This window comes from Nocardia sp. NPDC050697 (assembly GCF_040654395.1).
In the GTDB taxonomy this organism is placed as follows: Bacteria; Actinomycetota; Actinomycetes; order Mycobacteriales; family Mycobacteriaceae; genus Nocardia.
In genome coordinates, this window is sequence record NZ_JBFAHY010000001.1 from 465,634 (window position 1) to 486,331 (window position 20,698).

At 71.3% G+C, this 20,698-nt stretch carries 16 protein-coding genes and 1 pseudogene; 9 read left to right on the forward strand and 8 right to left on the reverse strand.

Annotation, left to right across the window (positions count from 1 at the left end):
* Positions 1-68: 68 nt before the first annotated feature.
* A complete protein-coding gene (locus AB0H71_RS02375) occupies positions 69-1,295 on the reverse strand; it encodes an NADH:flavin oxidoreductase (RefSeq protein ID WP_357014082.1) in 1,227 nt (408 codons plus the stop codon).
* A complete protein-coding gene (locus tag AB0H71_RS02380) occupies positions 1,292-1,939 on the reverse strand; it encodes a helix-turn-helix domain-containing protein (RefSeq protein WP_357014084.1) in 648 nt (215 codons plus the stop codon). Before AB0H71_RS02380 ends, AB0H71_RS02375 begins: the two co-directional genes overlap by 4 nt.
* An 87-nt stretch (positions 1,940-2,026) precedes the next feature.
* Here AB0H71_RS02380 and AB0H71_RS02385 point away from each other — a divergent pair, with 87 nt between their 5' ends.
* The 5 genes and pseudogenes from AB0H71_RS02385 to AB0H71_RS02405 all read left to right on the forward strand — a co-directional run bounded on the left by AB0H71_RS02385 (position 2,027) and on the right by AB0H71_RS02405 (position 8,244).
* Positions 2,027-2,878 carry an SDR family oxidoreductase gene (locus AB0H71_RS02385; RefSeq protein ID WP_357014087.1) on the forward strand — a complete coding sequence of 284 codons (852 nt, stop codon included), beginning with the start codon at positions 2,027-2,029 and terminating at the stop codon, positions 2,876-2,878.
* A gap of 76 nt (positions 2,879-2,954) precedes the next feature.
* A pseudogene (locus AB0H71_RS02390) lies at positions 2,955-3,302 on the forward strand (PaaI family thioesterase); the annotation flags it as partial.
* A 160-nt stretch (positions 3,303-3,462) separates the two neighbouring features.
* Positions 3,463-4,707, forward strand: coding sequence for an ABC transporter substrate-binding protein (locus AB0H71_RS02395; protein ID WP_357014090.1), 1,245 nt, complete (start codon positions 3,463-3,465; stop codon positions 4,705-4,707).
* Positions 4,708-4,744: 37 nt separating this feature from the next.
* A complete protein-coding gene (locus AB0H71_RS02400; protein WP_357014093.1) occupies positions 4,745-7,525 on the forward strand; it encodes a branched-chain amino acid ABC transporter permease/ATP-binding protein in 2,781 nt (926 codons plus the stop codon).
* Positions 7,522-8,244 carry an ABC transporter ATP-binding protein gene (locus AB0H71_RS02405; protein WP_357014096.1) on the forward strand — a complete coding sequence of 241 codons (723 nt, stop codon included), beginning with the start codon at positions 7,522-7,524 and terminating at the stop codon, positions 8,242-8,244. Before AB0H71_RS02400 ends, AB0H71_RS02405 begins: the two co-directional genes overlap by 4 nt.
* A 57-nt stretch (positions 8,245-8,301) precedes the next feature.
* Here AB0H71_RS02405 and AB0H71_RS02410 read toward each other — a convergent pair whose 3' ends face one another.
* Positions 8,302-8,808 (reverse strand): nuclear transport factor 2 family protein, encoded by a 507-nt coding sequence (locus AB0H71_RS02410; RefSeq protein WP_357014099.1) that lies wholly within the window; start codon positions 8,806-8,808, stop codon positions 8,302-8,304.
* Between the two features lie 152 nt (positions 8,809-8,960).
* Here AB0H71_RS02410 and AB0H71_RS02415 point away from each other — a divergent pair, with 152 nt between their 5' ends.
* Positions 8,961-10,661, forward strand: coding sequence for a 3-ketosteroid-delta-1-dehydrogenase (locus AB0H71_RS02415; protein ID WP_357014101.1), 1,701 nt, complete (start codon positions 8,961-8,963; stop codon positions 10,659-10,661).
* A gap of 99 nt (positions 10,662-10,760) precedes the next feature.
* Here AB0H71_RS02415 and AB0H71_RS02420 read toward each other — a convergent pair whose 3' ends face one another.
* From AB0H71_RS02420 to AB0H71_RS02430, 3 genes are all read right to left on the reverse strand, one after another.
* Positions 10,761-13,211 (reverse strand): family 78 glycoside hydrolase catalytic domain, encoded by a 2,451-nt coding sequence (locus tag AB0H71_RS02420; protein ID WP_357014103.1) that lies wholly within the window; start codon positions 13,209-13,211, stop codon positions 10,761-10,763.
* Positions 13,212-13,748: 537 nt separating this feature from the next.
* A complete protein-coding gene (locus tag AB0H71_RS02425; protein WP_357014106.1) occupies positions 13,749-14,615 on the reverse strand; it encodes a MaoC/PaaZ C-terminal domain-containing protein in 867 nt (288 codons plus the stop codon).
* Positions 14,616-14,646: 31 nt separating this feature from the next.
* Positions 14,647-15,453, reverse strand: coding sequence for an SDR family oxidoreductase (locus tag AB0H71_RS02430; protein WP_357014109.1), 807 nt, complete (start codon positions 15,451-15,453; stop codon positions 14,647-14,649).
* Between the two features lie 236 nt (positions 15,454-15,689).
* Between AB0H71_RS02430 and AB0H71_RS02435 the strand changes: the two genes are divergently transcribed.
* The 3 genes from AB0H71_RS02435 (at position 15,690) to AB0H71_RS02445 (ending at position 18,992) form a co-directional block, all read left to right on the forward strand.
* Complete coding sequence (locus AB0H71_RS02435) at positions 15,690-17,252, forward strand: FAD-binding protein (protein WP_357014112.1); 1,563 nt, start codon at positions 15,690-15,692, stop codon at positions 17,250-17,252.
* A 100-nt stretch (positions 17,253-17,352) separates the two neighbouring features.
* Positions 17,353-18,516, forward strand: coding sequence for a 3-hydroxy-9,10-secoandrosta-1,3,5(10)-triene-9,17-dione monooxygenase oxygenase subunit (gene hsaA / locus AB0H71_RS02440; protein WP_357014114.1), 1,164 nt, complete (start codon positions 17,353-17,355; stop codon positions 18,514-18,516).
* A gap of 8 nt (positions 18,517-18,524) precedes the next feature.
* Positions 18,525-18,992 carry a VOC family protein gene (locus AB0H71_RS02445; RefSeq protein ID WP_357014116.1) on the forward strand — a complete coding sequence of 156 codons (468 nt, stop codon included), beginning with the start codon at positions 18,525-18,527 and terminating at the stop codon, positions 18,990-18,992.
* 125 nt (positions 18,993-19,117) lie between these two features.
* On the opposite strand, the gene AB0H71_RS02450 is transcribed toward AB0H71_RS02445, so the two are convergent.
* Together AB0H71_RS02450 and AB0H71_RS02455 are read right to left on the reverse strand one after the other, a co-directional pair.
* Positions 19,118-19,399, reverse strand: coding sequence for a ferredoxin (locus AB0H71_RS02450; RefSeq protein ID WP_357014117.1), 282 nt, complete (start codon positions 19,397-19,399; stop codon positions 19,118-19,120).
* Entirely contained in the window at positions 19,399-20,547 is a 1,149-nt protein-coding gene (locus AB0H71_RS02455) for a Rieske 2Fe-2S domain-containing protein (RefSeq protein ID WP_357014119.1), read from the reverse strand. The genes AB0H71_RS02450 and AB0H71_RS02455 overlap by 1 nt, the downstream gene beginning before the upstream one ends.
* Positions 20,548-20,698 lie beyond the last annotated feature (151 nt).

Genomic DNA, 20,698 nt, shown 5'->3' on the forward strand with positions numbered 1-20,698 from the left:
TGCCACGGGTCTGACGTGGCTATTTCTAATAGGAATAGTGCCACATCCCCGGCCTCATGTGAAGCAGGTCACGAAGGCGCGGCCGCTGATTCCGCAGGATGGTCGGCCTCCTGCGGAATCAGCGGGCAGCGGGTGCCGGTGAAGACGCTCGCCGCGCACAGGTTGCAGTGAATGCACAGTGACCGCGTGGCGGAGTCGGCCTGGATCCGGTTGATCAGGTCGGGTTCGCGCAGCAGCGCCCGCGCCATGGCCACGAACTCGAATCCGTCGTCCATCGCGGTGTCGATCGCGGCCAGGTCGGTGATGCCGCCGAGCAGCACCAAAGGCATGGTCAACGCGTTACGGAACTGGCGGGCGTAGTCGCGGAAGTACAGCGGCTCGTAGGGGTAGTGCTGGAAGACGAAGCGGCCGAACATCTTCATGCCGAGCTTGACGATGCCGTGCTGGGTCTCGGCCATCTCCCGGAGCGGCACGTCGCCGCGGAAGAGGTACATCGGGTTCAACAGCGAGGAGCCGCCGGTCAGCTCCAGGGCGTCGAGGTGGCCGTCCTGCTCGAGCAACTGGGCGAAGGCCAGCGACTCGTCCAGCCACAGCCCCCCCGGCACGCCGTCGGCCATGTTCGTCTTCGCCAGCACCGCGATCCGCCCGTCTGCCGCGGCCCGCACCGCTTCCAGGATCCGGCGCGGGAACTCCGCGCGGTTGGGTAGCGACCCGCCCCAGCGATCCGTGCGGCGGTTGATGTTCGGGCTCAGGAACGAGCTGGCCAGGTAGTTGTGGCCGAGGTGAACTTCGACGGCGTCGAACCCGACATCGGCGGCGTACCTGGTGGCCTGGGCGTGAGCCTCGATGATGCGGTGGATGTCGTCGTCGGTGGCGGCGCGGTCCAGCCCCATCGCGAGCGGATTCGGCCGCCTCGATGGGGCAAGCGAGGGCAATCCGGTCGAGCGCGAGTTGGCGACCGGCCCGGCGTGCCCGATCTGCGCGGAGACGGCGGCGCCGGTGGCGTGCACGGCGTCGGTGAGCCGGCGCAGCCCCGGCAGCGCCTCGGGGCGCCAATAGATCTGGTCGCGCTCGGTGCGGCCCTCCGGGGCGACCGCGCAGTAGGCGACGGTGGTCATGGCGGCGCCGCCGGCCCCGACCGCCACGTGGAAGTCGATCAGTGCCTGGGTGACGAGGGCGTCCGCGGTGACTCCCTCGAAGGTCGCGGACTTGATGATCCGATTGCGCAGCTGGATCGGGCCGAGCTGCGCGGGGGCGAGTGGATCCGGCCGGGCCGGGATGGACGATGTCGTCATCGGGATTCCTCTGTTCGGGCTGGAGCGGGGAGGTCGGCGGAAGTGGTGAGCGGTGCGTGTACGTCCAGCCAGCGCAGCATGCGCTCGACGGCGTCGGCCGGGTCACCGTTCGCGCCCGCGTCGGCCCACTCGAGCAGGGCGGCGAAGGTGGCCGCCTGGTACGCGGTGGCGAGTGCTCGGCAGATGGCGGCGGGAGCGGCGGGCAGGCGGAGAGCGAAGTAGCGGGCGAGGGTCTCGATCCACGGCTGGTAGGCACGCGGCGCGCCTGCGGCGAGTTCCGGCTCGGCCGAGATCAGGCGCAGCCACCCCGGCGCCACCTCGTGGAGCCGCGGATCGTGGGAGACCGATTCGACGATCGCGCCCCGGACGATGGCCGCGGTCGGTAGGCCGTCCGCGGCACCGTCCAGTGCGGCGCGCAGTCGCTCGGTCGCCGGCGCCACACCGAGCCAGGCGATCTCGGCTCGCGACGAGTAGTGCCGCAGCAGGGTGCGGGCGCTGATGCCGGTGGCCTGGGCGAGGTCGTTCCAGCTCGTACCGGCGAAGCCGCGCTCCGACCACAGGCGCAGCGCGCTCGCGGTGACGGCCTTGGAGTCCAGGACCGAGGGGCGTCCGGGGCGGCGAGAGGGGGGAGCTGAACCGATCACAGAGAAAAGCGAACCAGTTTTGGCGAGGTGTGTCAATATTGCGCGGCATCGAGTGTCGATGCTGGAACAGCGGGAAGCGGGAGAATTATGGGTGTCTACGTCGTGACCGGAGCGGCATCCGGTATGGGCCGCGCCGCGGCGGACAAGCTGCGTGCGCTCGGGCACACGGTGGTCGGCGTCGATCTGCGCGAAGCCGAGGTCGTGGCCGACCTGGGCACCGGGCAGGGCAGGCGGTCGGCGATCGAACAGGTGCTCGCCGCGGCCGGCGACCGCCTCGACGGCGTGGTCCTCGCAGCGGGGGTCGGGCCGGCGCCGGGCGCGGACCGGCCTCGCCAGATCTACGAGGTCAACTACCGCGGGGTGGTCGAGCTGCTCGATGGCTGGCGTCCCGCGCTCGCCGCCGCGGGGGAGGCGAGAGTCGTCGTCTTCGGCAGCAACTCGACTACCACCGTCCCCGCCGTACCGGGGCGGGCGATCCGCGCCCTACTGGCGGGGGACGTCGAACGCGCGTTGCGCGCGGTGCGGATCTTCGGCCGGAACGCGCCCGCGATCGCCTACGCCGCCTCCAAGATCGCGGTGACCCGCTGGGCACGGCGGCGCGCGGTGACCGCGGACTGGGCCGGAGCCGGGATCCGGCTCAACGTGCTCGCCCCGGGCGCCGTGCTGACCCCGCTGCTGGAGAAGCAGCTCGCCACCCCCGCCGAGGCCGCGGCCATCCGCGGCTTCCCCGTGCCGATCGGGGGCTTCGGCGATCCGGACGACCTCGCCGACTGGGTGCTGCTGATGCTCTCGGACTCCGCGCGCTTCCTCTGCGGCAGCGTCGTTTTCGTGGACGGCGGCAGCGATGCGTACTTCCGGCCGGACGTCTGGCCGCGGGCCGTTCCGCTGCGTGGGCTCCCCGGCTACCTGCGCCGCTTCCGCGGCTTCCGAGCCCGCTGACCGGAATCGGACATTGCGGTGCCTGACGGCCGATGCCGAAGGTGACGTCCGGAGGTGAGGATGAATCCCAGGAAGAATCGCGCCGCCGCTCGTCGTCGAGCGCGCTCCGGACGGCTCGGTGTGGAGCGAGGCCGAGCTCGGCGCCGCCTACGAAGGGCCGCCGGGCTGCGTGCACGGCGGGGTCTCGGCGCTGATTCTCGACCAGCTCCTCGGCTCGGTCGCACAGCGCCCCGGCGGGCCCGCCGTCACCGGCACCCTGACGCTGCGCTACCTGCGGCCGACCCCGCTCGGCCCGATACGCGGCGAGGCGCGGACAGTGCGCCATGAGGGCGCCAAAACCTTCGCGACCGGCCACGTTGCCGTCGCAGGCGATGTAACGGTAGTGGCCGAGGGGGTCTTCGTCCGCCCCCGTGACCGCTCCTGAGGCGGTTTGTCCCGGTCACCGGGAAAACCCCTTCGGAGGTGACCGGTCGATGAACACATAATCCGTCCGCCACGTCGGTCGGTGATGTGGCTCACGCGAGGACCTTCATTGTGTCGGGGACCACCCGGTGCGGCCTCGCCATCGGAAGGAGAACCAGATCATGAAGCTTGGTCTGAGTCGGCGGCGACGAGCAGTCGCCGTGATCGGCGCCGCCGCACTGTGCACCGCGATCGCGGCGACCGGGTGCGCCGGTGACGAGGAGTCGAACAACAACGCCGCGGTGTCCGGCGCGCCCACCACCGCCCTGCCGGACGCGCCCGCCTCGGGCGCCCCGGTCCGGATCGGCTTCGTGTCGACCGAGGGCGGCGCGGTGGTCTCGCTGCCGGAGATGCGCGAGGGCGCCGAGGCGGCGGCGCAGTACGTGAACAAGAACGGCGGCGGCATCGCGGGGCGCCCGATCGAGCTGGTGGTCTGCAAGCAACAGGAGGAGCCGACCTCGGCGACCAAGTGCGCCAACGACTTCGTCGAACAGAAGGTGGCCGCGGTGCTGTCGCCGGGCACCTCGCAGGGCGGCACCATCCTGCCGATCGTGGCAGGCGCGGGCATCCCCTATGTCACCCTGAACGGCGTCTCGCAGCAGGAGCTGACCTCGCCGGACTCGGCGGCGCTCTCGGCTGGGCTGCCCGGCACCATCGGCGCGATGGCGGCTGCCGCCAAGGACAAGGGGATGAAGAACTTCACCCTGTTCGCCAGCGACGGCGGCGGGCTCGGCGCGCTGGCCGACGCCATGGGCGCGCCGCTGTTCCAGGCCGCGGGTGTGCAGCTGAAGGTGGTGCCGATCCCGCTCGGCGTGCCGGACCCGACGCCGCTGGTCACCTCCGGGCTCTCCGGCAAGCCGGACGGGGTCAGCGTGATCGCCGACGCCGCGACCTGCGCCTCGGTTTACAAGGCGGTGCAGACCACCGACCCGGCCGTGCAGAAGGTCTTCATCCCGGTCTGCCTGGATCCGAACGTCACCGGGATCATCGGGATGGACGCGGTCACCGGCAGCACCGGCATCACCGCGACCGACTACCTCTCCGATCGCCCGGACTCGGTGCTCTACCGCTCGGTGCTGCAGGCCTACGCACCGTCGGCGACGGTGACCGGCGCGGCCTCCTCGGGCTATCAGGTCGTGCTGGCGCTGGCCGGTGCCACCGACGGAATCCAGGGTGAGGTGAACGCGGCGAGCATCAAGGAGGCGCTGCGCGCGGCCAAGGGCGTCGAGATGCCCGCGGGCGGCGGAATCACCTTCACCTGCGACGGCACCGCGGTGCCTATGCTGCCGTCGATCTGCTCGCGCCAGATGCTGATCGGCGAGCTCAACGACCAGGCCGTCCCGGTGAACCTCAAGGTGACCGGCTGACCCGCCCGCCACTTTCGTTCGGCCAGGGAGACCAGCTATGACAGAACACCTTTCCTACCTCGTGCTCGGCCTCGGCAACGGGGCGGTGTACGCGGCGCTCGGGCTCGCGCTCGTGATGACCTTCAAGAGCTCCGGCGTCGTGAACTTCGCCACCGGTGCGGTCGCGCTGTACGCCGCGTACACCTACGCCCTGCTGCGCAAGGGCGACCTGCTGGTCCCGATACCGGGGCTGCCCGAGCGGATCGACCTCGGCGGACCGCTCGGGGTCGGCCCTGCCATAGCGATCTCCCTGGTCGCGGCCGCACTGCTCGGCGTGCTGTGCTACGCGCTGGTGTTCCGGCCGATGCGCACCGCACCGGTGGTGGCCAAGGCCGTCGCCTCGATCGGCCTTATGATCGTGATCCAGGCGGTGATCGCCCAGCGCGTGGGCACCGGCCTGGTCGCGGTGCAGCCGATCTTCGCGCTCGACACCTTCGCGCTGGGCGATCGGAAGGTGCCCGCCGACCGGGTGTGGCTGGCGCTGGCCATCGTGGCGCTGGCGGTGGTGGTGGCGCTGGTCTTCCGCTTCACCCGGTTCGGCGTCGCCACCGAGGCGGCCGCCGAGTCGGAGAAGGGCGCCTACCTGACCGGGCTCTCGCCGGATCGGATCGCCTTCGCGAACTGGGCGCTGTCCTCGGTCGTCGCCGGCCTGGGCGGCATCCTCATCGCGCCGCTGGTGGCGTTGAACCCGGTCGCCTACTCGCTGTTCATCGTGCCCGCGCTGGCGGCCACCCTGGTCGGCAACTTCGGCTCGATCTGGCTGACCGTCGCCGCGGGTATCGTCATCGGCGCGCTCCAGGCCGAGGCGACCAATCTGCAGGGGCTCTACGACTGGTGGCCGCGCGCCGGCACCGCGGAGGCGATCTCGCTGCTGCTGATCCTCGGATTCCTGGTGCTGAAGGGCAGGCCGCTGCCGGACCGGGGCTCGGTGATCCGGCAGACCCTCGGCCGGGCACCCCGCCCCGACCGCATCCTGCTGCCGGCGCTGCTGGCGCTCGCCGTCACCGTGGCCGCGCTGCTGGCGACCACCGGCAGCTGGCGTGCGGCCATCGTGAGCAGCATCATCTTCGCGGTGATCGGGCTGTCCCAGGTGGTCGTCACCGGGTACGCGGGGCAGGTCTCGCTCGCCCAGCTCACCCTGGCAGGCGTCTCGGCCTACGCGCTGAGCGTGCTGAATCAGCACCTGGGCGTCCCGTTCCCGTTCGCGCCGCTGCTGGCCGCGCTGTTCGCCACCGTCGTCGGGGTGGTGGTCGGGCTGCCCGCGCTGCGGGTCCGGGGGCTGCCGCTGACCGTCGTGACGCTCGCGCTCGCGGTCTTCGTCGAAGCGTTCTGGTTCCGAAACCCCGAGCTCAACGGCGGCGTGCAGGGCGCGCCGATCGACACCCCGAGGCTGTTCGGCATCGATCTGAACATCGGTGCGGGCGAGGCGTACCCGCGGCTGGCCTTCGCGCTGCTCTGCCTGGCGGTGCTCACCGCTGCCGGGCTGGCGGTCGCCGCGCTGCGCCGCAGCAGCCTCGGTACCGACATGCTCGCGGTCCGGGCCAACGAGCGCTCGGCTGCGGCGGCCGGGATCGACGTGTCCCGCACCAAGCTGATCACCTTCGCCATCGGCGCGTTCATCGCCGGGCTCGGCGGCGCGCTGATGGGGTACCAGCAGAACCTCGCCACCCCGGAACCGTTCGCGGTCTTCGTCGGGATCTCGCTCTTCGCGGTCATCTACGTCGCCGGCATCACCTCCATCACCGGCGGCATCCTCGCCGGGGTGATGGCGCCCGGCGGCGTCGTCTACCTGCTGGTCGACCGCTTCCTGCACGTCGGCGACTACTACGCGGTGATCAGCGGGCTGCTGCTCGTCGTCACCGTGATGGTGAACCCGGACGGCATCGCGAGCAAGCTGCCCCGGATCCCGTGGCCCGCGCTCGTGCGCCGCCGCCCCGTGGCCGCCGGGCTCGCCGACGCGGAGCCGCGGAGCCGTGCCGATATCGATCGCACGGCGCCGGTGCTGGCAGTGCGCGACGTCAGCGTCACCTACGGCGCCGTGCAGGCCGCCACCGACGTCGCCTTCGAGGTGCGCCCCGGTGAGATCGTCGGGCTGATCGGCCCGAACGGCGCGGGTAAGACGACAGTCATCGATGCGGTCACCGGGTTCGCCACGGCCACGGGGGCGGTGACCCTGGCCGGTCGGCCCCTGGCCGGTCGGCCCCCGCACGCCCGCAGCCGGGCCGGGCTCGGCCGCAGCTTCCAGGATGTCGAGCTGTACGACGACCTGACCGTCGCGGAGAACGTCCGGGTCGGCGCGGCCCGTTCGCACTCGGACCAGCCGGTGGCGGCGCGCGTCGCGCGCACGCTGGCGGTGCTCGGCATCGCCGAGCACGCCGACCGGGAGGCCGGGCTGCTATCGCAGGGCCAGCGGCAGCTGGTCTCGATGGCCAGGGTGCTCGCCGCCGAGCCCGCGGTGGCGCTGCTCGATGAACCGGCGGCCGGTCTGGACAGCGGCGAGAGCCGGTGGCTCGGGGACAAACTGCGCGCGGTCGCCGCCGACGGCACCGGCGTGCTGCTGGTCGACCACGACATGGAGCTGGTGCTCACCGTCTGCGACCGGGTGATCGTGCTCGACCTCGGCCGGGTCATCGCCACCGGCACCCCCGAGGAGATCCGTTCCCATCCCGAGGTGCTGCGCGCGTACCTGGGGGTGCCCGCCGATACCGTCGACCCGGCGCGCGAACCGGTCCCGGAGTTGCACACCCGCCCGCTCGCCGCACAGGAGGCTCCGCAGTGACGACCACGCTCGAGTGCCGCGGTGTCACCGCGGGCTACCTGAAGGAGCGGCCGTGCGTCCGCGACGTCGACCTGACCCTGGCCGCAGGGGAGATCACCTGCCTGCTCGGGCCGAACGGCGCGGGCAAGACCACGCTGCTGGAGACGCTCGCCGGGCTGCTACCGCACACCGGCGGGGCGATCGAGGTCGAGGGGGCGCCGGTGCGCAGCGGCCGCCCGCGTGACGCGGTGCGTGCGGGCATGGTGCTGGTCCCCGATGATCGTGCGCTGTTCCGGCAGCTGAGTACCAAGCAGAATCTGCTGCTCGCGGTGCCCGAGCGATCTCGGCGGTCGAGTGCATTGAAGCAGGTGCTGCAGTATTTTCCCGCGCTGGAAAAGCGGCTGTCGGTCGATGCGGGCCGCCTCTCCGGCGGAGAGCAGCAGATGCTCGCGATCGGCCGGGCGATCCTGCAGCGGCCGTCGGTCCTGCTCATCGACGAGCTCAGCATGGGGCTTGCTCCGGTGATCGTGACCGAGATCCTGGAGGTGCTGCGCCGGCTCGCGACCGCCGAGGGGACCAGCGTCCTGCTGGTCGAGCAGCACGTGCACCTCGCGCTCGGCAGCGCCGATCGTGCCGCTGTGCTGGTGCACGGGCGGATCGCCGACCGGGACAGCGCGGCGGCGCTGCGTGCGGATCCGGGCCGAGTCGAGCGCGCCTATCTCGGTACCGACGCCGCTTGAGCTCTGAAACAACTGCGGGCCAACGCGAATGCGTTGGCCCGCAGTTGTTTCGGGTGATTACGCGGAGGCCGCCTGCTGCTGGCACCACGCGAGTTCGTCCGCGCTGAGTGTTCCCAGTTGCACGGCCCGCTCGATCCACTCCGGAACCAGCTTCACGAACTCGGCGGGATCGTAGACGTCTTCCTCCTTGGAGAACTTCCCGCCGCCGGCGTAGGTCAGGATGCTGATGTTGTCCGCGCCCATCTGCGCGCCGTCGCCGGGGTCGCGCATCAGGTTGTTCAGCTTGACCACGATGACGCCGTTGACGTCGTCGATCAGGTGCCAGTAGGCGGGGAAAGAGGTCATCGCGGCACCCGGGAAGGTGGCCAGTGTCGGCTCGACCCAGGCCCAGATGGCGTCGGGCCCCTTCAACACGCCGACCATCTGCTCGTGATATTCGGCGTCGGGGGTGAAAAGGTCGACGAATTCGCGCCAGCTGCCCTCGCCGGAGGCGGCCCGCGCGACCGTGGAATGCCAGGTCTGAAATGCGCTTTCGAGTTCTTCTCTGCTCCAGGTGTTGCTCATGCCGGGGACGTTAACCGCCCAGTGACCTGCGGAGCAGCAGCGAATTCCAGTCAGCGGGACCTCCCGCTGAATGGAAAGCCGCCTCCGCCATCCCGGTCGCCGAACCTACCGTGGGGCTTTCCCGCTGAATTCTGAGAGTGGAGTTTCCGATCATGGCGAAGAAGCCGATGCCCCCGCGCGCCGCCGCCAGGGACACGACCGTCGATTTCCTCGTGGTCGGCTCGGGCACGGGCATGTCGGCCGCGCTCGCGGCCCACGAGCTTGGGTTGTCCGCGCTGATCGTGGAGAAGACCGCATTCGTCGGCGGCTCCACCGCTCGCTCCGGGGGTGCCTTCTGGATCCCCGGTAGTTCGATCCTGCCGGACAACGGCCCCGCCGCGATCGCCGAGGCCGAGACCTATGTGCGCGCGGTGGTGAGTGACTCGGCGCCGGCCGAGCGCGGCCGGGCCTTCCTCGACGCCGGTCCCGCCACCGTCGGCATGCTCGAGCGCACCACCCCCATGCGGTTCTTCTGGGCCGAGGGGTACTCCGACTATCACCCGGAGGAGCCGGGCGGGCGGGCGGAGGGCCGCACCTGCGAGTGCCGCCCGTTCGACGCGTCGGTGCTCGGCGCGGAGCGGCCGCGGCTGCGTGGCGGGGTGATGGAGGCACCGGTTCCCATGCCGGTGACCGGCGCCGACTACAAGTGGATGAACCTCATCGCGCGCAAGCCCGCGCGGGCGCTCTCGCGGATTCTGCGGCGGGCGGCGCAGGGGATCGGCGGCATGCTCATCGGGAGGGAGTATCTGGCCGGCGGGCAGGCGCTGGCGGCGGGGCTCTTCGCGGGCGTGCTGCGAGCGGGAATCCCGGTGTGGACCGAAACCAGCCTGGTGCGGCTCGTCCAGGACGGCGATCGGGTGACCGGCGCGGTGCTCAGCCAGGACGGGAAGGAGGTCACGGTGACCGCTCGCCGGGGTGTCGTGCTCGCCGCCGGCGGGTTCGACCACGACATGGCCGCCCGGCACAAATTCCAGTCGCAGCGCCTCGCCGACGCCGCCAGCCTGGGCGCGGAGGGCAATACCGGCGACGCGATCACCGCCGCACAGGAACTCGGCGCCGGTATCGCGCTGATGGACCAGGCGTGGTGGTTTCCGGCCTTCGCGCCGCTGCCCGGCGCAGCCCCGCTGGTCATGCTCGCCGAGCGCTCGCTGCCCGGATCCTTCGTCGTTGACCAGACCGGCCGCCGCTTCATCAACGAGGCGACCGACTACATGTCCTTCGGCCAGGCAATGCTCGCCCGCGAGCAGGAGGGCGACCCGGTCGAGCAGATGTGGCTGATCTTCGACCAGCGCTACCGCAACAACTACATCATGGCCGGGGCGATCTTCCCGCGTCAGCCGCTGCCGAAGGCATGGTTCGAGGCGGGGCTGGCGCACCGAGCGGACAACCCGGCCGAGCTCGCCCGCGCGATGGGCGTGCCCGAGGACGCGCTCGCCGAGAGCTTCCGCTCGATCGCCCAGTACGCCGAATGGGGCACCGACCCGGAGTTCAGCCGCGGGGAGAGCGCCTACGACCGCTACTACGGTGATCCCACCGTGGCACCGAATCCCAATCTCGCACCGTTGGACAAGGCTCCCTTCTACGCGGTGCGGATGATCCTCAGCGATCTCGGCACGTGCGGCGGGGTCGTGGCCGATGCGGACGCGCGGGTGCTGCGCGAGGACGGCGGGGTGATCGAGGGGCTGTACGCCATCGGCAACACCGCGGCCAACGCCTTCGGGGCGACCTACCCGGGTGCCGGTGCGACCATCGGGCAGGGGCTGGTCTACGGATATGTCGCCGCCCGGCACGCCGCGGGCGCGGAACTCCGATAGGACCGCGAAGCAAGTGGCCCGGAAGTTGAGCGGCTTCCCCCCGTGGGGTAGGAAGCCGCTCAACTCCACAGACAGAATGCGGCTTCCGCTGTCAGCGTGTCAGAGCGCGGGCGGTGCGAGCTCGGCGAATACGTCGGGCGGGACTTTCGTGCCCGCGGAGACTGCCGCGAAGCCACGCTCCAGGTCGGCGAGGACTTCGTCCGGGCGCGGCATCAACCCGGCGACCACCCGGGGGGTCATGTCTTCCTGTCCCCGCATTCCCGCGCTCAGATGTTCGGCAGCTTCGGGGATGTACTTGGTGATGACGCCGGTCAGCACCAGCATGGCGTCGGGGTGATCCATCAGATCGCCGAGCCGGGTGTCGACGTCGACCACTCCCCGCTCGTCGCTCTCGACTTCGAACGGCTCGGACCATCGGTGGGTGCCGTGCTCGATCCGGTTCACGATGCCGGACGGAAGCCGAACCTCGGCATGCGCTCCCACGGGAACGATTGCGGTGAGGTGGAACTGCCCCGCACGCAGTTCCCATGCGCTTTCGGCTGTTCCATAGGGAGTGTCGAGGTGCGCCCCCGCAGAGGTGAGCCCCCGCCGCGGCGGCTGAGGTGCGATCAGCAGCGACCGGTAGCCGGGTTCGCCGGGGGCCAGTCCTGCTACGACTCTGTGCAACCAGTCCGCGACCGAGCCGAACGCATAGTGGTTGAACGAGGTCATTCCACTGGGATTGATGGTGCCGTCCGGCAGCAGCGAGTCCCAGCGCTCCCAGATGGTCGTGGCACCGTTGACGACGGCGTACAGCCAGGACGGGGGCTCGGTCCGCATCAGCACCCGGTAGGCGACGTCGGCGTGACCGTGCGCGGACAAAGCATCGCAGAGCAGCGGGGTGCCCAGAAACCCGGTGGCGATGGCATAGCCACTGTTCCGGACGATCTCGGCGAGCCGATTGGCGGCGCGGCCGCGTTCCTCGGCGCCGTCGAGCAGATCGAATTGCAGCGCCAAGGCGTAGGCGGTAGGAGAGTCCGACAGTAGCCGTCCCGACGGCGTGACGTACTGGTGCCGGAAAGCATCACGGACCTCCTCGGCCAGCCGCCGATACCGTCGGGCGTCCTCGGCCCGATCGAGCAAGGTGGCGGTGTCGGCGACAATCCGCGCAGACCGAGCGAAATAGGCGGTGGCCACGATCTCCGGAAAGGTGGCGGCCTGTTCGGGCCTGCCCGCCGGTGCGGTCGGATCGAGCCAGTCGCCGAACTGGAATCCCGAGTTCCAGATGCGATCAGCACCCGCCGCGGCGGCTACTTCCTCCACCCAGGCACGCATGCTGTGGAAGTGGGTGCGGAGGATTCCCTCGTCGCCGTGGGCCCGATAGATCGACCACGGAACGACGGTGGCTGCGTCGCCCCAGCCCGCCATCGGCCCGTTGTACCCCATGACGACGGCGGGCACGATCATCGGGGTGCCCCCGTATTTGCGCTGTTCAGCGGCCAAGTCGTGCAGCCAGCCGGTGAGCATCCCCGCGCAGTCGTAGAGAAACTCGGCGGTCGGCGCGAAGACCTGCAGGTCTCCGGTCCAGCCCAGCCGCTCGTCGCGTTGCGGGCAGTCGGTCGGCACATCGACGAAATTGCCGCGCATGCTCCACACCACGTTGTCGTGCAGCCGCTGCAGCAGCGGGTCGGAGACGGTGAAGGTGCCGGTGCGCACCATGTCGGTGTGCAGGACCTCGGCGACCAAATCGCTGGGCCGCAGTGTTCCCGGCCACCCTTCGACCTGCGCGTAGCGGAATCCGTGCACGGTGAATCGCGGAGCCCAGGTTTCGGTTCCGGCGCCGCTCAGCACATAGGTATCGGTGGCAGCGGCGGTGCGCAGGGGAGCGAAGGCCGGCTCGCCGTTCTCGAGTACCTCGGCGTGGCGCAGGACGACGGTGTCCCCCGCCCGGCCCGTGACCGTGATGCGGAGCCGTCCGACCAGATTCTGGCCGAAGTCGAGCACGGTGGCACCGCTGGGAGTGGTGAGTACCTCGGCCACCGGAACGGTTTCGACGCAGCGCACCGGGGGGCCGTCCGGGGCAACCAGGACCGTGGTATCGAAGGTCTCCGCTTCGACGGGAAGCCAGCCGCTGTCGTCGAATCCGGGGCTGGACCACCCCGGTGCGTCGAGCCGGGCGTCGAAATGCTCGCCGTTGTAGAGGTCCGATGTCAGGATCGGTCCTGTGCCTGCGCGCCAGTCCGGGCCGGATCCGATCACAGCCCGGTCTCCGTCGCCGTACTCGATCTCCAACTGCACCAGAGCGGCCAGGTCGGAGCCGTAGAGCGCGGATCGGCCGTCCCAGCCGAGGTGGCCGCGCCACCAGCCGTCCGCGAGCCGGACACCGATCGCGTTGGCTCCGGAGCGGAGCAGCCCGGTGACGTCGAAGGTGTGGTAGCGCAGGCGTGATTCGTAGGCCGTCCATCCCGGCGCCAGCTCGTGGTCGCCGACCCGCCGGCCGTTGAGTTCGAGTTCGAACAGCCCGTGCGCGGTGGCGTAGACCCGTGCCCGGGTTATCGCCACGTCCCGCACGGTGAAATCGTGGCGGAGCAGCGGCGGCGGGGATTGTTCGGCACCGGTGCCGATCAGGGCGGCTGACCAGTCGGCGGGGTCGAGCAGCCCTGCCTCGACCACCGACCAGGTGCTCCAGTCGGAGGCCGGTCCGTTCTCGCCGCGCACCCGGACCCGGATCCGCCGGCGCTGGCGCGAGGTCAGCGGCGAGAACGGCCACGGCACGAGCACCGAGTCGGGAGAGTCGACCGCGTGCCGTCGGCCGCCGTGCTCTTCGAGTTCGTAGCCGGCTTGCCGCCAGCCTGCGGGCGCGTCGGTGGTGATCCAGCTCAGCCGAGGTGTCGAGTGACCGATTCCGAGCGCCTCGCGGTGGTGCTCGAAGCGGGGCGGGGACAGGGCGATGGCGATTGCACCCGGACTCGTCATGGGACTCCTCGTGGCATCGGGAACGGGATGTCCGCTCGGCCGATGCGGGAGGCCGCGTCTCCGAGAGGCCTCTTCAAACTAGCACGTGATAGTTTATTCCGGCCGCGCGCGGACCGCGCAGCCGCGACCTGTTCAGACCAGTGCGGTCAGCGATGCATCGGCGAGCACCGGCGCGTCATCGCGCTCCACGGCGGTAACCGACAGCGTGAGGTCGCTGCCACCGTTCTGCCACCCCCGCACGCGCAAGGTCTCGCCGGGGAACAGCACCCCGGCGAAGCGCGCGCGAAAACCTCCGACCCGGGTGGTGTCACCCTCGAGAAAGGTGTCGGTCGCGGTTTTGCAGGCGATGCCGTACGTGCACAGTCCGTGCAGAATCGGCGCTGGGAAGCCCGCCGCCCGGGCGAAAGCGGGATCGGAGTGCAGCGGATTGCGGTCGCCGCACATGCGATACAGCAGCGCCTGCTGGGGCATCGTCGGTACGAGGACCTCGAAATCGGCCGATCGGGAGGGAGTCTCGATCGTGGCGCTGGGCCCGCGGTCGCCGCCGAACCCCCCTTCGCCCTTGGCGAAGATCGATGAGCGGGTCGTCCACAGCGCCCGGCCCTCGGTGTCGGTGACGGTGTGTTCCTGCACGACGACCGCTGCCGAGCCCTTGTCCCAGATCTCGGCGATGCGCCCGCTGCTGCGCGCACGACCGGCGGCGGGAATCTGCCGGTGCACCACCACCTCCTGATGGGCATGGACGACCTTGGCCAGGTCGATTTCCACGCCGGGCATGCTCACTCGCGGGGCCCCGGTGTTGCGGACGCCCGGCGCCACGGTGGCGAAGGTGGGCAGCACCCGCGGCGCGCGATCGTCGAGGTAGGCCAGCTCCGCGGGGTCGGTCCAGTCGCGTCCCGCGCCGAGGCCGAGGTGATATGTCTGCACGTCCGAGGGGGTCCAGGAGAACTCCTGGCCGGGCAGCTCGGCGCCGAGCGCGGTGGTGGGGTCGATGGGCATCGGGGTCTCCTGAGAGGTCGGCGGGTGGTGCTCACATGTGCGAGCCGCCATCGACCCGCACCTCGGTTCCGGTGACGAAGTAGGCGTCGGCGCTGCCGAGCATGGCGACGACCGCGGCGACGGCGTCCGGACCGGCGAAAATGGCGCCGTCGCTCAGCGGCAATGCCGGCGCCGCCTTCGCGAACAGGGCGAAGTCGGCGTCGGCGGGCAGGCCGGGGCCGACGCTCTGCTTGGCCGCACCGGTGCCGTCGGTCATCCCGGAGGAGATCGAGCCCGGCTGCACCGCGTTGAAGCGGATCCCCTGCTTGCTGAACTCCGAGGCCAGCGCGTGCGTCATCGCCTGGATGCCGCCCTTGGAGGCGGCATAGGCGGACATGTAGGGATGGGCGAACATCGCCGAGGTGGAGCTGAAATTGACCACGGCGGGGCCGTTGCCCGCGCGCAGCGCGGCGATGGACTCCCTGGTCACCAGGAAGGTGCCGACCAGGTTGACGCGCAGCACCTGCTCGAAATCTGCGAGGCGGGTCTGCTCGAAGTGCGCCGAGCGCAGCACGCCCGCCGCGTTGACGAGGGTGTCGAGCCCGCCGAGCCAGGAGGTCGCCGCCTCGACGCCCGTGCGCACCGATTCCTCGTCACCGATGTCGACGACGACGGTGTGCAGGCGGTCGGCGGCGTCGCCCGCCTTAGCGACGGTGTCCTGCAGCCCGGTCTCGCTGATGTCGGCGGCGACCACCCGGCCGCCCTCGGCGAGGATGCGCAGCACGCTGGCTTGGCCGATACCGGAGCCGCCGCCGGTGACGAGTGCGCGGCGGCCGTCGTAGCGCTGCAGCTGTGTCATGGGTGATTCTCCTGTTTCGGTGAGCGGCGGGGCCGGACGAGCCCGATCGTCGAGGATGGTCGGCCGGGCGGGTGCTGCGGCGGGGGCCTCCCGCTCAGTGGACCGCGCCGGACCGGTGGCCGGCGCCCGCGGGCGTCTCGATCAGCGGAACAGCCCGGCTCCGGAGCGGCGTCCGCTGCCTAGCATCGGCGCACCCGGTGACGCCGGTGTCGCGGGGACGACGGAGGGTAGGGCCGATGAGCTGGGTCGATTCCGCAGTGCAGTGGGACGAGCGCTGCGACGTGCTGGTGATCGGGTCGGGCGGTGGCGGGCTGATCGGCGCCTACACCGCGGCCCGCGCCGGGCTGAACGTCATCGTGATCGAGGCGACCGGCAGCTTCGGCGGCACGACCGCCTACTCCGGCGGCGGCATGTGGTTCCCGTGCAATCCGGTGCTGCGCCGGGCCGGTGACGACGACATCATCGACGACGCGCTCGCTTACTTCCGCGCGGTGGTGGGCGACCGAACCCCGGCCGCGCTGCAGGAGGCCTTCGTGACCGGGGGCGCACCGCTGGTCGAGTACCTGGAGAGCGACCCCGCCTTCGAGTTCCAGGTGCTGCCGTGGCCGGACTACTTCGGCGCGCAGCCGCGGGCGCGGGCCGCGGGCAGGCACATCGTCCCGGCGCCGCTGCCCGCCGCGGCACTGGGTGAGCTGGCCGCGGCGCTGCGCCCACCGCTCGGCACCGATCGCGGCGCCGAGCCCGCGCCGGACGAGCTCGTCGGCGGGCAGGCGCTGATCGGGCGGATGCTGCTGGCGCTGAGCCGGTTCCCGAATGTCGAGCTGCGCCGCGACGCCGGGTGCCGGGAGCTGGTCCACCTCGGCGGCGGGGTGGCCGGCGCGCTGGTCGCCACCAGGCAGGGCCGCCGCCGGATCCGCGCCACCCGCGGAGTGCTCATCGCCGCGGGCGGCTTCGAGCGCAGCGACCGGCTGCGCCGACGCTTCGGGGTGCCGGGCAGCGCCCGGGACTCGATGGCGCCCGCGGGCAACCTCGGCGCCGCGCTGGAGGCGGCCATGGCGGTCGGTGCGGACGTCGACCTGATGGACCAGGCGTGGTGGGCGCCGGGGCTGACCCACCCCGACGGCGCCTCCACCTTCTCGCTCTGGTTCACCGGCGGCATCCTGGTCGACCAGGCGGGCGAGCGGTTCGGTAACGAGTCCGCCCCCTACGACCGGCTGGCGCGCGAGGTGCTTGCCCGCCTCGGCGACGGCCGGATCACGCTGCCCTACTGGATGATCTACGGCGGTGCGGCGCCGGAGCCGCCGGTGCTGTTCACCGGTGTCCCGCTCGCCGACCCCGCCGCCTACGAGCAGGCCGGGCTCTGGCACACCGCCGACACCCTGCCCGCGCTGGCGGCGAAGATCGGCGTGCCCGCCGACGCCCTGGTCCGGACGGTGACCCGCTACGACGAGCACGCCGCGCGCGGCGCCGACCCCGACTTCGGCCGCGGCGCCGAACCCTACGACCGCTCGGTCCCCGGCTGCCCCGACCCGCTGGTGCCGATCGGGGACGGCCCCTACCGGGCGGCCGCCTTCGGCCTCTCCGACCTGGGCACCAAGGGCGGCCTGCGCACCGACGCCGACGCCCGCGTCCTGGACACCGCGGGCGCGCCGATCCCCGGTCTCTACGCCACCGGCAACTCCATGGCCGCGGTCAGCGGCACCGTCTACCCCGGCGGCGGCAACCCGATCGGTGCCTCGATGGTCTTCGCGCACCTGGCCGCGCGGCACCTGGCGGGCGGCCCCGAGCCGAAGCCGTGACCGGCACCGTTCCGGTGGCTGAAACTCCGTGCTCCGGCCCGCTCCGGCGGCCTCTACCGTCGTCGCATTCCGCGCGCGGAGTAGAGATCAGGAGAACGAGATGAGCAACGAAGTACTGGACCGGGTGCGCCCGCTGCTGCCGGGGATCCGAGACCGCGCCGTCGAGGCCGACCAGCAGCGGCGAGTGCCCGCCGAGACCATCGCCGAGCTGCGCGAGACCGGGTTCTTCCGGCTGCTGCAGCCGAAGCGCTACGGCGGGTACGAGCAGAGCCCGGCCGCGCTGTACGAGACGGTGCGCGCCATCGCGGCGGCCTGCCCCTCCACCGGCTGGGTGGCCTCGGTGGTCGGCGTGCACCCCTGGCAGATCTCGCTCTTCGACGAGCGCGCGCAGGACGACGTGTGGAAGGACACCCCCGACGCGCTGGTCTCCTCCTCCTACGCCCCCACCGGCAAGCTCGTCGAGGCCGACGGCGGGTACCGGCTCTCGGGGCGCTGGAGCTTCTCCTCCGGCAGCGACCACTGCCAGTGGGTGCTGCTCGGCACGCTGTGTTTCCGAGAGGGGCAGGCGCCGGAGTACCTGACCGCGCTGGTCCCGCGCGGCGACTACCGGGTCGAGGACGTCTGGAACGTCGTCGGGCTCTCGGGCACCGGCAGCAACGACATCGTGATCGAGGACGCCTTCGTCCCGGCGCACCGCGCCTTCAGTTCGCTCGAGCAGGACCGGCTGCGCGGCCCCGGCCAGGCGGTGAACACTGCCCCGATGTACAAGCTGCCCTTCGGCATGGTCTTCTCCTACACCATCACCAGCGCGATCGTCGGCGCCGCCCAGGGCGCCTACACCGCGCACGTGGAGCGGATGAAGGAGCGCGTCCGCATGTCCTACGGCGGCCAGAAGGTGGCCGAGGACGCCTTCGCGCACGTGCGGGTGGCGCGCGCGGCAGGCGAGATCGACGCCGCGGTGCTGACCATGGACCACAACGTCGCCGAGCAGCTGCGCTACGTCGACGCCGGCGAGGAGATCCCCGAGCCGCTGCGGCTGCGGGCCCGCCGCGACCAGGTGCTCGGCACCGAGCGGGCGGTGCACGCCGTGGAGATCCTGTTCGAGAACTCCGGTGGGCACTCCATCGCCCGCGGCAACGCGATCGAGCGGCACTGGCGCGACGTGCACGCCGGCACCGTGCACGTCATCAACGACGTGGAGCGGGCACTGGCGATGTTCGGCCGCGGCGAGTTCGGGGTCCCGATCGACGAGGGCATGTACTGAGCGCGGCCATGCTCTACGATCTGGCCGAGCTGCACCACGTCGGGATCGTGGCCGACGATGTCGAGGCCGCGGCGGCGGCGCTGAACCGGCTCTACGGCCTCGACATCCGGGTCTTCGGCGAGACGGAGTTCACCTGCCGGATCGACGGGGTCGCGCAGCGCACCGTACAGCGGATGGCGCTCTCGGCAGGCCCGCCGCACGTGGAGCTGCTGCGGACCGTGCCGGACTCCCCGATCTGGCGCCCCACCGACACCGGAATCCACCACCTCGGCTTCGTCGCCGACGACGTCGCGGCCGTCTCCGCCGAGCTGACCCGGCGCGGCGCACCGCTGTGGATGGCGGGCGGCGACGGCAGCACCCCGCCCGGTGCCTGCTACCACCGCGATCCGCTCGGGCAGATCGTGGAGGTGCTGAGCCGGGCCACCGCCGAACGGCTCGCCGCCCGCCACGCCGAGCACTGTCCCGGCGGTTCCTGACCACGAGGCAGCCACGAGGGGCCGCAGTGAATCCGCTGCGGCCCCTCGTGTTCCCGCAGGTCCCGGCACGGCGAGGGCCGCAGCGCTGCCGCTGCGGCCCTCGGTGTCGATCCGGGTTCCGCCGTTCAGCTGGTGGCGACCTCCGGCTCCGCGTCCGCGGGAATCGGGATGCGCCCGGCGGCCGCCGCCGCCCGGATGGCCTCGCTCATCCGCGAGCAACCGGGCAGGAAGGGGCCGCGCAGCACGGCTTCGCCGAGCTCGGGGCAGCGGGCGACCGCGTCGGCGTTCCACTGCACGCTGGTCTGCTGCCAGCTGCTCTTGCGGGCCAGCACCTGCGCGCCGCACCGCGCGCAGTCGACCGGCACCATCGGGGTGTCGGCCAGCCGGTTGTCGGCGCGCGGCGCCATCAGGCGGGTGCCTCGGCCGTGCCGCTCTGCGCGGCCACGTTGGCCTGGATCTCGGCGTTCCACGCCTCCAGCGGCCTGGTGGTGTCGAGCTCGAACTCGAAGCGGTCCACCATCTCCGCGGTGACCTCGGCGGCGTCCACGTAGAACTGCTCGTACCAGCGGCGCAGCTGGTAGACCGGGCCGTCCTCCTCGCAGAGCAGCGGATTGTCGATGCGCGCCTTGTTCTTCCAGATCTCGACGTCCTGCTCGAAACCGATCTTGACCCAGTCGCCCAGCGCGACGGCGGTCTGCATCGCCGCGTCCTCGGGCAGCCCCGGCGCCTTCTCGACGATGATGCCGTACTGCAGCACGAAGGAGTTCGCGTCGATCGGGTAGTGGCAGTTGAGCAGCACTGTGCGCTGATCGCCGTACTCGAAGTGGTAGGTCAGGTCGTCGATCATGAACGAGGGGCCGTAGTAGGACGCCACCGACGAGGTGCCGAGCATCGTCGGCTGCCCCTCGGGGGCGGGGAAGTCGGCGCGGGCGCCGCTCTTGAAGTACTGGGCGGCGACCGGGCCCTCGAAGACGTTCTTGAAGTAGGTCGGCAGCGATCCGTGGATGTAGAAGAAGTGCGCCATGTCCACGACGTTGTCGATGATTTCCCGGCAGTTGGTGTGCACCACGGTGGTGTACCAGTGCCAATCCGTCCACCCCGCGCTCCCGGCGCCCTCGATGCGCGGGATCGCGACCTCATCGGTCGGCTTGCTGCCCTCGGCGTCGTGCCAGACGAAGAGCATCCCGTCCTGCTCGAGCGCGTGCCAGGTGCGGGTCCTGGCCAGCGGTGGCACCCGCCGGGCGTAGGGGATCTCGGTGCAGCGGCCGTTGCCGCTCCAGCGCCAGTCGTGGAACGGGCAGGCGACCGCGTCGCCCTTGACGGTGCCCTGGCTGAGGTCGCCGCCCATGTGCCTGCAGAAGGCGTCGAGGACGTTCAGCGTGCCGTTCTCGCCCCGGAAGACCACGAGCTTGGTGCCGAAAGCCTGCACGGCGTGCGGTTTCCCGTCGGCGAAGTCGCGGACCAGGCCGAGGCAGTGCCAGCCGCGCGCGAAGCGCGCGGGGGCGGCGACCGCCTCGATCGTGCGGATTTCCGGGTCCTGCTGTGCGGGGTTCATGTCCACCCTCCTCGGATGCGGAGCGCAGGGGGCTGACGGGCCGCGGTGTGCGGCCTCCTGCGCTGCGAACCCGTTCTAACAGCGATCCACCCGCTCGCCGGTAAGTGATTTCACTCACTGGAATCCCGGCTCCGTCCACTGACCGGACGCA